Source organism: Pseudomonas allii (genome assembly GCF_055380095.1).
This window is the reverse complement of record NZ_AP039450.1, coordinates 308,825-320,902: the sequence shown is the minus strand read 5'-3', so window position 1 is coordinate 320,902 and position 12,078 is coordinate 308,825. Positions and strand designations below refer to the sequence as shown.

Below are 12,078 nucleotides of genomic sequence, written 5' to 3'. Positions count from 1 at the left end.
TCAGTTAGCGAGCGTGTCAGGCGCGAACAACAACCGGGTACCGCCAGCCGCTGGCAATGCCAGCACGCTGTAGCGCTCGCCGGCCTTGAGGGCGAAGGTCAACGGTTGACCGGTGGGCGCACCGGCGCACTTGAGCTGCACCGACAGTTCCACCGGGTTGATCATGCGACGCTGCACCGAACCTTCGGCGGCGTTCTTGAACAGCTCGGCCTTTTGCGCCACGGCTTCCAGGCTGGCGTCGGCACACGCGGCGTCGGCATTGACGAAGGCCAGCGAGGCTTTCAGCGCGTTGAAGTCGTCCGGTTGCTCGTGAATCACCAGTTGGCGAATACCGCCTTTGGCATCGGCGACGGCGATCACCGTAGCGAACTCGCCTGGGGCGACAGTGACAGCCAGATCAGCGTTTTTGCCGTCCTGGCTCAACACGCCTTTGATCGGCGCGCTGCCACCCGACACGGGCAGGTAGTCGGAGACCCGCTTGTCGCCACCCAGCACCAGGCTGGCCTTGGACCCTTCGGCCACCAGCTTCAACTCGCTGCTGGTGCCGTTGGCAAAGCGCAGGAACGCCGAGTCTTTTTCCGGCCCGGTGGGGTACAACGGGATGTCGGCGCTGTAAGCGCTGACGCTGGCGAGCAAGGTCGCCAGGCCCAGGCAAATGCGCTTCATCACTTGGCTCCCTTCACAGCATCAGCCGGCAATGCCGACAGCGCGCCGCCGATGGCCTTGGCCCACTTCTGGTAGCCGTCGATGGTGAAGTGCTGGCCGTCGGTGGTGATCCACTCGCCTGGCTTGGAGAAGGTCAGCGAGTCGATGTAGGTGCACGGCGCCACGTTGGTCGCCAGGAACGACGACATCAGCTTGGTGCGCGCATCATCCTTCTTGTACAGGCTGCCGACCTTGCCCCAGGCCGGGCCGACCCATACGCATTTGGTGCCGGTTTCGCTGATGGCTTTGGTCAGCGACGTCACGCTTTTCCAGGCCCAGACTTTCGGAAACTGCGGGTCCGGGTAGGAGGCCATGGTGTCGCCAATGACGATCACCACGAGGTCGGGTTTGTCTTTGGCGATCAGGTCCTTGACCGGCGTGGTGCTCATGGCGTTCTTGCCGAACACCTGTGGCTTGGCGCCCGGCAGGTTTTCGGCGCCGCAGTCGACTTTCTTCGGCACGATCCAATCGGCCGCGCCGGCACCGCAGGCGCCGATGGTGTGGACCTTGGCGCCTTGCGCCGTCAGGTTGGCTTGCAGCGGATCGAGCAAATGGTCCGGGAAGCTCAGGTGGCTTTCGCCGAGTACCAGCAGGGTCAGGCCGGCAATTGCGGAAACAGGCATGGATGACTCCTATCAATCAATTCGAATACGGGGAACGGTAAGGGCTGACCGGCAGCGGCATAGGCCCGCTCAGGTCTTCAAACAGGTAGCGCAGGTACGCGTTGCCGACGTACTGGCGATAATCCTGGGCGTTGTCGACACCGACTTCGCCACCCAGGTAAAAGCGCGAGCTGAGGCGGTATTCGGCAGCCGCGTTGAGGCTGTAGCCGATGCCGGTTTTACTGCTGCTCTTGTATTTCGGGTTTTCAAACGCTTCCTGCAGGTCCTTTTCCGTCGGGAAATAATCGGCGCCATCTTGCGCGATATGCTGCACGCCCACCGAACTTTTCACCTCATAGCTGAAACGGTCGAAGCTCTGTGCCCAACGCACCGGTACGGCCAGGGAGAAGAAACGTTGCGGGCTGAAATAGCCGCCGTTGCCGTAGGTATAGAAACCCTGGTTGTCCTTGAAGCCCATGGCCATGCCGCTGACGCCCAGTGTGAGGGTGTCGGTCGGCGTGTTGCGCAGGTACCAGTAGACGCCACTGCCTAACTCCATGCGGGTGTTGTCTTCGACATTGTTACCCAGCAACTTGTGCAAAGACGCATAGCCGTAGGCACCGACCTCCTGGTCGTCGTAGCTCAATTCGGCACGCCCGCCGTTGGCGGTGACGCCGCCCCACTTGTCCGTGTGGACTTCGCCATCGGCGTCAGTGATCCTGGCTTTGGAACCGGCAAACGAGGTGACGCTATCGGTCACCGGGCGCCGAGAGACGTTGACGCCATAGCGCAGGTTGCCGCCTTCGGTGAACGGTCGATTCACACTCGCGCCACCGACCACCGTGTTGTAGGTAAAGCCCAGTGGGCTGACGCCGATGTCAGCCTTGACGCCTTGTGCCGGATCTTCGACAGCAACGGCCAGGCCGACTCCGTTTTCTCGCTTGGCCTTGTCCTCGCCTGCACCGGCGCCAAAACGTGCGGCCGAAATGGCTTTGACCGTCCCCGAACTCAAGCTCACCGGCGTCACACGCAACGCCACATTCATGTCGCCCACCGGCATGCGCGCTTCGAACGGCGTGTCCACTTGGGTGATTTTGCTCAAGCCACTTTCACCGTTGTTGCTGCGCACGCTCAGGCCCTGGACCAGGTAACCGCTACGGTCGCGCAGCATGGAATCGAGGGCCCGTTGCGCAGGGCTCAAGGTCGGGTTGTCCAGCGCGGCAATCCGCGTTGGCGGCACAAACGGATCACTCAAGCTGTTCGACGGCGCGTAGCCGTTGCTTGCCATGGCGTTTGCCGGAACAGTGGCGGCGACCGGCGCCGGCATCACATTGGCCGGCGCATCGATGGGCGGCGGCACGGTGCCGCGATCCACCGCCAGGTCGGTAATCTGCCGACGCTGGCCAGGCAAGCCGACGAAGGGGTTGTAGGCTACGCCCTGGGCGTCTGCCAGGGCCGAGCGCGCCTGGGCACGCTGGGTGTTTTCGATGGCCAGCGCGCGACGCAGCAATTCAGTGGCTTCGTTATTGCGACCCAGGCCACGGTAGATCCCCGCAGCCGACGTCAGCACTTCGGCACTGGTAGGTTCCAGGGTCAATGCCTTGTCGGCAGCCGATTGCGCCAGGCCACGGTCGCCCCCCTTCAAGGCGATGTCCGCCAGGCCCAGTTGCAACTGAGCGTTACCCGGGTTTTGCTGGACCAGCGGCCGGTAGAGGTCCATGGCTTTTTTGCCATCGCCGCCCGCAGCGTACATGCGCGCCAGTGCACCAATGGCCGAGGTGTCGTTAGGTCGCTGGGCCAGGGCTGGCGAGAGCATGTCGTACGCCGCCACCAAGTCGTTCTTCTCACGCAATGCGTCGGCTTGCTTGACCCGGTATTGAAAGATCAGGTCTTCGTAGCGCTGGCGTCCGGCGTCGCTCAGGGCTTGGCCCTGCAAGGCACGCAGGATATCGCCGGCTTCGGTGTAGTGATTGGCCTTGAGCAATACGCTGGCGTAGAGCAGCTTTTGGTCGGCGGTCGGGTTCGGGGTCTTTTCCAGCACGCCTTGCATGATCTGCAGGCCTTCTTCCGGTGCTCCCACATCGACATAGGCAGACGCCAGCACCGCCAGGCGTTCCGGCTTTTTACCGGCCAACGCCGCACTGCGACCGAGCAAGGCCAAGGCCTCGGGACGCTGACCCCGGCGCGCGGTTTCGACAGCAATGTCCGTCTGTTTGTGCAGGGCGATATCGCTCGCCAGCTCGTTCATATCCGCGGTGCGCTGGCCGACCGGAATGCGTGACAAGGTGGCATCGGCCGCCTTCCACTCGCCCAGCTCAACCGACAGCAAGGTGCTGGTGTACAGCGCATCCGGCTGGTTGGGCTGGCTTTTGAGCAGGCCATCGATCAAGGCGCGGGCGTTGCGGATCTGACCATCGCGCAGGTAGACCCGCGCAAGGGCGAAACGTGTCCAGGGGTTTTCCGGGTCTGCGTCAAGCGCTTGCTGATACGCCGCCTGCGCGGCTTTCAAGTCGCCGCGCTGATCAGCCAACTTGCCCAACTGGGTGGCGCGCATGGCTTTGATCTTGGCCGTCGAGGAAAACTTGGCACGGTCAGCCGGCGACACCGAATCGATCAGCTTCAACGCTTCGTCCGGGCGACCCGATTGGGACAGCACACCGATCAGGCCATTCAAGGCATCCGGGTCGCCAGGGTTGCGCGCCAGCACTTTGCGATACGTGGCTTCGGCGGCGTCGAACTGATTGTCCTGGGCCTGGAAGCCGGCCAGGGCCACGGTGGCGTCGGCACGACTCGGGTTCAAGCGCTCGGCTTGGGCCGCCAGGTCAAGGGCTTGGCTGCTGCGGCCGGCAGTCTGCGCGTCGCGTGCCTGGTTGAGCAGGCTCCAGTAGCGCACTTCGCTCAGCGCCTTTTGCCAGGCAGCACCGCCAGGCAGGCGTGTGGCTTGCCCGAGGTAATGCTCCGCCTCGCTGAAGCGCTGCTGCTGTTGGCGCACCACGCCCATGCCACCGAGGGCATCGACATCGTTGGGCTTTTCCGCGAGGCGCGCCGCCAACAGCGGCTCGGCGGTTTTCAGGTCACCCTCGTCCAGCGCCTTGAACGCTTTGACCAACTTGGGATCACGCTGCCAGCCGCCATCGCCCTTGCTCTGGGCAATGCCTTTGTTCATCAGCGCACGGATCTCAGTGTCATCCGGATGCTTGGCCAGGAACTGCTGGAACAACGGCACCTGGTCACGGTTCGGTGCACCGAGCCACAACAGTGCAAAACGCCAGCCCTCATCGGCGGCGCCGCCCACGTCGTTGTCGGTCGACAGGCGCTCCATCGCACGAATACCTTCGACGCGGGTGGCCGGGTTACGCGCCAAGTGTCGGGCCAGGAACAGTGCGGCGATCGAATCATTCGGGCGCTCACGCGTAACACGTTGCAGGCCGGCGGTCCCTTCGGCCGTGCCCTTGGGAGTGAACGCCAAGGCGTTGTAATACTCACGCGCGATCAGGCCCTGAGGCTGGCGCCCCTGGAAAATCTGGCGGTACAGCGCCACGGCTTTTTCGCGCTCTTCAAGCGGCTCACCGAGTTCACGGGCTTGCTCCAGCAACTTGGCGTTAGTGGGGGTGTTGACGGCAATGTCTTGTTCAAGCTGCAAGGCCTGGCGCGGCAGGGGCGAAATTGCACGCAGGCGGGCCAGGTATTTCTGTGCCTCTTCCGGGTGCTGCTGTTGCACCTGGATCAGGCCGATACCGTACAGCGCGTCCGGCTGCTCGGGACTCAGGCTGAGCAGTTTCTGCCAGCTTTCCAGGGCGCGCTCGGGGTTTTTCTTCGACTGCCAATAGTTACCCTGCTCGATCAGCAAGGCTTGTGGGTCGCTGGTTGCAGCCAGGCTGGCGCTGGACGCCAGGGTGGCCAATATCGCAAGGGCTAGCGTGTGGCGGCGCATGCGCCCTCCCAGAATAATGTGACCGTACCGTCTTGCTCGAAACGGTACTTTTGATCGGCAAAACCTTTGCCGAACAGGCTAAGCATGTAGTCGTAATAAACCGGCTGCGCGGCATCGGGCGCGTCGGGGGCCATCGCCTTGCCCAACACGTCGTCGAGCTTGTGCTTTTGCAGTTGCGCAAGCGCGGTCTCGCCCCGTGCCTGGAAGAACACCATGGCCGACGCCGAGAACCCCAGCGGCGAGTAACCATTGTTCTTCTCGACTTCGCCGGTGAGCACATGGACCTTCTCCGGCGGCAGGCCATTGACCGACGCAGCCGTCGCCCGTGACAACCCACCCAACGCCTTGAGCATCGGCGCGGCGAGGGGGTCGCTCTTCGCCGTCATCCCGGCCCACAGGTAGGTGCGGATAGCGTCGTAACTGCCCAGATCGTCAGAGTAGGGGTCAACCACAAACACGCCGGTATTGGCGCTGGTGGCGCGGTAGCCCACCCAGTTGGCGGCAAAGCCATGAGGGTTGCTTTGGGGGTCGGCCAGCATCTTCGCATTGCTGTCGGCCACATCATTCCAGCCGCCGTTCGGGCGCTCTTTGTGGAAGCGGCGCAATTGCGCCAACACTTGATAGCTGGGATTGAAGCGCCACAAACCACCCGGATACGAATAGCCCACAGGCCCCGGCAACAGCATCTTGCCCAGGCCCGGTACACGTACGATCAGGGTCTTTTCCACATTGGCCAGCACCAACTGTGCGTCGGCACGGTACTGCGGCACATTCCAGATGCGCGCAGCTTCGAGCAACGCATAGGCGATCCACAGATCGGCATCGCTGGCGGAGTTGGCATCGATCACACCCCACTGGCCATCTTTGTTCTTGCCCCACAGCCAGGCGAACAAGTTGTGGTTGATGTCATTGCCGGCCATGTTGGACTTGGTCCACGTCCACAGCTTGTCGAAGCGTGCACGATCGTTGCCGACCAAGGCAAAGAACATGGCGTAGGACTGGCCTTCGGAATTGCTTTCGCTGGGGTTCAGGGACGAGTTCAGCACTCGCCCGTCATCCTGCACAAAGCGCGTGGCGTAGTTCTGCCACAGCGGCCATTGCGCATCACACGTCTGGGCCTGGGCTGCCCCCGCGAACATCGCGGCGCCCACCCAGGCCCAAGCGGCTGGACGCATCATGCCAACCGCCGTTTTGCACGGGCACGCAAGGACAGGTAGATCAGGCAGGTGACAATCGCCAGGCCCAGGAAGGTGAACAACAACATCCAACCCAGGTTTTGCGACAGTTGCCACTGCACCGACTTGAACCAGCCCAGTTTGCCGACGTAGTACTGCTGGTCAGCCACCAGTGAGCTGACCTGCGTGCCCTGCACCACCGCCAGGCTGCCCTGGATGGTTTCTTTATATTGATCGCCGCCAATCAGCACAGCGGTTGCGGCCTGCAGGCCTTCGGGCCTGGAACTGGAGATCAGCACCACACTGCGCCCGACCTTGAGCGGCGACTCGAAACCGGCAAACCAGGTGCTGGTGCTCAAGCTGTTGAAGCTGATGGCGGCGTTGGCCGCGTGCTTGTTGGCTTCGGCGTCCGGGCTGACCCAGTTGCTGACGTAGCGCGGCAGGTCCGACAGTTTGAAGTGCTGCTGCGGGCCATCGACCGTCGCCGGCAGGTACTGCTGCCATTGCTTGAACAAGGGCTGGTCGGCACCGGTGGCGATCACCAGCAGGTCTTTGTCAGCCACACTTTGCACGTCCTTGGCTTGCACCACTTTGACGGCGGTCGCCGGGTAACCGGTGGACTCGCCGAAGCGGCCCAGGATGGTCAAGTAGGCAGTCAACTCGTCGGTGCCAAAGGTGTCAGGCAACACCACGGCCGATTCGGACAGGTCGGCCAGGCGGGTGAACGGGAAACCGGCATCATTGAACACGCCCAGGTTCGGCATGGCGATGAAGTGCTGGTAACCACTGATGTCCAGGCTCGAATCCGGGTCGATGGTACCGCGCATGTTATCGACGATGATGTCGCGGCATTCGCCTTCCTTGATGTAGTCGTACATAAAGCGCAGCTGCAGCTTGGACATAGGCGACGCCGAGCTGATCGGCAGCAACACGGTGGCTTCGCGCGGCAGCGTGTTGTCTTTCTGCATCATGCTCAACAGGGTCTTGCCGTCTGCCAGGCTGGTGATCGACGGCAGTGGCATGGACTTCATGAACTGGTCATCCAGCCCCACCAGCAATGACGAATTGGTCGACACTTGCTGCGGCGTGTAGCGGTACTTGAGGTGCAGCGGCACGCCTTCTTCACGCCAGTTGAACAGGTCGGGCGGCAGGCGGAAGTCGACACTGATCGGGCCAGGGTTGTAGCCCGCGACGCTGAGCTTTTTCAGCTCGACCAGTTCGCCCAGACGTACCGGGCGATCACTGGGCACCCAGTTCGGCGCGTCATAGGGACGGCGCGGAGCCAGGCTTTCGAGTTTGTCGATGACCACGCTGTTGCCGGCAAGTACCGGGTTGCCCAGCGCCACCGCCGTGGCTGCGCGCTTGAGTTCGGCGCCGTCGCGACCCGACACGATCAGCAACTTGCCCTGGGGGTCGTTCGGGTTGGCGATCAGGCTCAGGGTCGGCCCGCTGGCTTGCGCCACTTTCACGCCATTGACGTCGACCGCATTCGGGCTGAGCACCAGCACAATGGCGTTGCCCTTGGCCGGGATCGTGCCGTAGGCCGTAGGGAATGTAGCGCCACGGTAGCTGGCCATTGCACCGAACCATGACGACAGCGTCGCCGCTGCTTCCAGCGTGGCGTTATCCGGAGCGGTTGCGAACACGAACGGCAGGTTGAGCTGGCGCGCATCACGCTTATCGAAGAACGGCAGCGGCAGCACCGACAGATCGTCTTTCAACAGGATCGGCGAGACCTGCACTTTCAGCTCGCTGGTATTGCTGATTTTTGCCCAGAGGCTGCTGTGCAGCGGGTCCTCGCAGGACATGGTGTAGTGACCGATGAACTGCAACCGCAGGCGGTTGAACTCGGTGATCAGGTGCGGCGCAATCTGCACGACGGCCTGTTGCGGGGTGCCGGCGCCTTCCTTTGGCAACGGCAGGCTGGCGGCGACTTCGTCGTTGACCAGCACGTTGATCTGCGACAACTCCGCCAGCAGCGCCGGCGAATAGCTGTAGTTGAGCAACAGTTGGGCGCCCGTCACGACCTGGTCAGCACGGATGTCGAAGTTGACGCTGTCAGATGACTCCACACCCTGCAGGTTCATGCTGTCGCGACGCCCCAGTTGCTTGAGCGTCAGGCTGTAGCCGTTCTCGGCACCTTGCACGGCAGCAGGAGTAATCACTGCCTTGTCGGCCGCTTGCAGCAGTGGGCTCAGGCCAAGCAGCGAAGCGATCAGCAACGCATGTGCGGCGCGCGAATGAGCGCGCGCGAAAAAAGGGGTGGAGGTCATGGCTTGTCCATCAACGTATCAAGCGGTTGTGAGGGCGTGCGGCGCAGGGCCATACGTAATTCATGCAGGGTGGCGCGGCACAGCGTGAACAGACCGCCGATGCCGATACCGCCGACTTCACGCAAGGCGGCCAGCGGTGTGTCCGGCTGGCCGGCGCCCCAACTGGCGGCCCAGGTGTCGGCACGTGAGAACGTCAGGCGCACCAGTTCGCTTTGCTCGCGCAGGGTCAATGACTCGAACTGCGCACCAATCTGTGTACCTTTGCTGAACGCCACCCGCGCCTGGAACAGGTTGTCCTGACCGTTGCGCGACAGCACCAGCTTCACCCGTTCACCTTGGGTGATGGAGTGACCATCATCGAGGATCAGGCCGAAACCGTTCTGCGAGAAGTCCTGGGTGATCCCGTGAAGCACACGACCGTCGGAACAAATAATACTCACCGGCAGCTTCGCACTCACACGCGGCTCGGAACGCACTTGGCGCGTCTCGGAGGCCACCGCCACGGCGGCGCTGGTGATGATCAGGTTGTAGAGGGTCCAGGTCATGTTGATGGCGACTGTGACGGCGGTGCTTTCCTCGCCGTACACCAGTTGATGCACACCAAAGCCCAGGCCCACCAGGTTCACCAGCAGCAGCACAAGATACGGGCGCGCCAGCTTCCAGTCGAAGAACTGCTTGTCGATGATGCCGCCCTTGTCGGTGACGTTGAAGCCACCGGCCTTGGGGTTGACCAGCGCGACCAGCACCGGCGGCAGGATGTACCAGGCCAGTACGGTCTCGTACACCTCGTTCCAGAACGAGTGACGGAAACGCCCCTGGATCCGTGAGTTGGTCAGGCTGGAGTGCACCAGGTGCGGCAGCACGTAGGCGACGATCATCAGCGCCGAGGCGTGGAAAATCTCGGCGCCGAACACCAGGTAGGCCAGCGGCGCAGTGAGGAACACCAGGCGCGGCAAACCATAAAAGAAGTGCAGCATGGCGTTGGCGTAGCAGATGCGCTGGCCCCACTTCAGGCCTTTGCCGAGCAACGGGTTGTCGGTGCGGAAAATCTGCGCCATGCCCCGCGCCCACCGAATCCGCTGGTTGATGTGGCGCGACAGGCTTTCGGTGGCCAGGCCCGCGGCTTGCGGGATGGCCAGGTAGGCGGTGTTGTAACCCAAGCGGTTGAGCTTGAGCGCGGTGTGGGCGTCTTCGGTCACCGTCTCGATGGCCACGCCGCCGATTTCCAGCAGCGGCTCACGGCGGATGACGGCGCAGGAGCCGCAGAAAAACGTGGCGTTCCACAGGTCGTTGCCGTCCTGCACCAGGCCGTAAAACAGCTCACCCTCGTTGGGCACGGCGCGGAAGGTGTCGAGGTTCTTTTCGAACGGGTCCGGCGAAAAGAAGAAGTGCGGCGTTTGCAGCATCGCCAGCTTCGGGTCCTTGAGGAACCAGCCCAGGCTCACTTGCAGGAAGGAACGCGTCGGCACGTGGTCGGCGTCGAACAGCGCGATGTATTCGCCATCGGTGACTTTCAACGCTTCGTTGAGGTTACCGGCCTTGGCGTGGAAGTTGTTGTCGCGACGAATGTAGTTCACCCCGACCTTGCGGCAGAAGTCGCGGAACTCATCGCGGCGGCCGTCATCGAGCACGTGGACGCGCAGCTTGTCCTTGGGCCAGTCCATCGCCTGCGCGGCAAAGATGGTCAGTTTTACGATGCTCAGCGCTTCGTTGTAGGTGGGGATGAACACGTCGACCGTCGGCCATTCCTCCGGCTCGGTCTTGAGCCACACCGGCGTGCGGCGCAGCGGCCAGGCGGTTTGCACGTAGCCGAAGATGAGTACGACCATGGCGTAGAACTCGGCCGCGACCAGGCCGTAGCCAAAGAACATGTCGACCCAGGTTTCAAAGCCGAGGGTGGAGGTGAGGCGCCAGAACATGTAGCGCAACGACGCCACCAGCGACAGCACCACCAACGCGAGGATCGCCAGGCGCCCCGGGATCTTGCGCAACACCAGTACCGCGAGGAAGCACACGCCCGCGAACAGGCATTGGCTGTAGAGATCGAGCGGCGCACTGATAATGCCCATCAACAGCAGGGCACCGAGCACGCAACTGGCGACAACCAGTACCGTACGCAGCGCCGCAGGCCACCGGTTGAAGCGCGCGATAGCGCCATTGAGGCGCTGTTCGGCGCGCCCTTCGACGAAGGGCGTGGAGGACGTAGTGTCGGTCATGGAAGGTCCGAGTCGATGCGTTCGAGCAAGGTGCGGCACAGGGCGTGGACGTCCTGGCTGCCGATACTGTTGACGGTTGGGTCGAGGGGATCACGCCCGTAGGCCTGGGCTTCGCTGAACGTGGGGTCGCGGTGGACCGTCCCCAACAGCGCAGCACCCAGGCGGGTTTTGAACACCTCGGCCATGTCCAGGCTGAAGCGGTGGGCACCGTCCAGCTGGTTGATCACGTAGAAGCGTTGTGGCGGTTTGGCGCGCTGGAGGTACGGCGCCAGCAGGCTGTCCATCTGGTCGAGCGTGCTGAACGAGGCCACGTCTGGCTGTACCACCACCAGCACAGCGTCGGCGACCGACATGGCCTGGCTGAGGTAGACGGTGTTGCCGGCGGGGACGTCGATGATCACGGTGTCCTGGCCATTCAACTTGAGGCCGGACAGGCGCTTGCCGAGCCACTCGCTGTCCTGGCCCAACCAGCGATTCAAGCTCAGCTGTTGCTCGTGGTCAGTGGCACCGAATGCCACCAGCCGGCAACCGGCAAAACCACGTTCGGGCAGGGCTTCCCAGCCTTCGTTGCGCAAGCTGGTAGCGCCGACGCCGGGCATGTCGAGCCCCAGGCACAGGTGGTGGCGCAGGGCGTTTTGCGGGTCCAGGTCCAGGGCCAGCGCCGGGCGACCCATGCGCTGCAAGCCACTGGCAAGCGCAGCCGCGAGGGTACTGCGACCGACGCCGCCCTTGACCGAGACCAACACCACGACTTTAGGGTTGGATTGCTCGGAGTACACCTGGCCGTCCCGCCCTTCCACCACTTCGGGCGGCTGCAGGTGGTCGGCTTCGCCTTGGCTCAGTTCCTCCAGCAAGCGCAGCAGAGGCGCCGAGGGGGCTTCGATCTCAAGCGGGGCTGGAGTGACTGCGGGGGCTTCCAGGACCTCGACTTCGTCCTCGATGAACTCATGGACAAAGTCGATCTCACGATAGCCACTCGGGTTGGCACCGAGCTTGTTGAATAGCTTTGAAATGTCATCTGCCCGACTCACTCACTGCCCCTCCCCACCTGATTTGCGCTTTATAAAGGCGATAAAAAGGCCAGCAATGAGCTGACCTGGTTTTTTCTAGTTATGTGGTGTCGGACGCATTCTGTGATATCACAATGATGGTGTCAGTATTTTGATGTTTTAA

General features: G+C 62.7%; 7 protein-coding genes. All 7 read right to left on the bottom strand.

Annotation, left to right across the window (positions count from 1 at the left end; genetic code table 11):
* From ACZ445_RS01455 to bcsQ, 7 genes are read right to left on the bottom strand one after another with little or no spacing between them, the layout of a single operon-like run.
* Positions 1–666, bottom strand: coding sequence for an alginate O-acetyltransferase AlgF (locus ACZ445_RS01455; protein WP_058426321.1), 666 nt, complete (start codon positions 664–666; stop codon positions 1–3).
* Entirely contained in the window at positions 666–1,328 is a 663-nt protein-coding gene (locus ACZ445_RS01450) for an SGNH/GDSL hydrolase family protein (RefSeq protein ID WP_058426320.1), read from the bottom strand. Before ACZ445_RS01450 ends, ACZ445_RS01455 begins: the two co-directional genes overlap by 1 nt.
* 16 nt (positions 1,329–1,344) lie before the next feature.
* Complete coding sequence (locus ACZ445_RS01445) at positions 1,345–5,241, bottom strand: cellulose biosynthesis protein BcsC (protein WP_464707934.1); 3,897 nt, start codon at positions 5,239–5,241, stop codon at positions 1,345–1,347.
* Positions 5,223–6,419 carry a cellulose synthase complex periplasmic endoglucanase BcsZ gene (bcsZ, locus tag ACZ445_RS01440; protein WP_464704679.1) on the bottom strand — a complete coding sequence of 399 codons (1,197 nt, stop codon included), beginning with the start codon at positions 6,417–6,419 and terminating at the stop codon, positions 5,223–5,225. The genes ACZ445_RS01445 and bcsZ overlap by 19 nt, the downstream gene beginning before the upstream one ends.
* Positions 6,416–8,689, bottom strand: coding sequence for a cellulose biosynthesis cyclic di-GMP-binding regulatory protein BcsB (gene bcsB / locus ACZ445_RS01435; RefSeq protein WP_464707933.1), 2,274 nt, complete (start codon positions 8,687–8,689; stop codon positions 6,416–6,418). Before bcsB ends, bcsZ begins: the two co-directional genes overlap by 4 nt.
* A complete protein-coding gene (bcsA, locus tag ACZ445_RS01430) occupies positions 8,686–10,905 on the bottom strand; it encodes a UDP-forming cellulose synthase catalytic subunit (RefSeq protein WP_464704678.1) in 2,220 nt (739 codons plus the stop codon). Before bcsA ends, bcsB begins: the two co-directional genes overlap by 4 nt.
* Positions 10,902–11,936, bottom strand: a complete 1,035-nt coding sequence (gene bcsQ, locus ACZ445_RS01425) for a cellulose biosynthesis protein BcsQ (RefSeq protein ID WP_235594988.1) — start codon at positions 11,934–11,936, stop codon at positions 10,902–10,904. Before bcsQ ends, bcsA begins: the two co-directional genes overlap by 4 nt.
* Between the last annotated feature and the right edge of the window lie 142 nt (positions 11,937–12,078).

Coding starts and splice junctions, on each gene's coding strand:
- bcsZ (WP_464704679.1), bottom strand. CDS start 6,419: ATGATGCGTCCAGCCGCTTGGGCCTGGGTGGGCGCCGCGATGTTCGCG.
- ACZ445_RS01445 (WP_464707934.1), bottom strand. CDS start 5,241: ATGCGCCGCCACACGCTAGCCCTTGCGATATTGGCCACCCTGGCGTCC.
- ACZ445_RS01450 (WP_058426320.1), bottom strand. CDS start 1,328: ATGCCTGTTTCCGCAATTGCCGGCCTGACCCTGCTGGTACTCGGCGAA.
- bcsA (WP_464704678.1), bottom strand. CDS start 10,905: ATGACCGACACTACGTCCTCCACGCCCTTCGTCGAAGGGCGCGCCGAA.
- bcsB (WP_464707933.1), bottom strand. CDS start 8,689: ATGACCTCCACCCCTTTTTTCGCGCGCGCTCATTCGCGCGCCGCACAT.
- ACZ445_RS01455 (WP_058426321.1), bottom strand. CDS start 666: ATGAAGCGCATTTGCCTGGGCCTGGCGACCTTGCTCGCCAGCGTCAGC.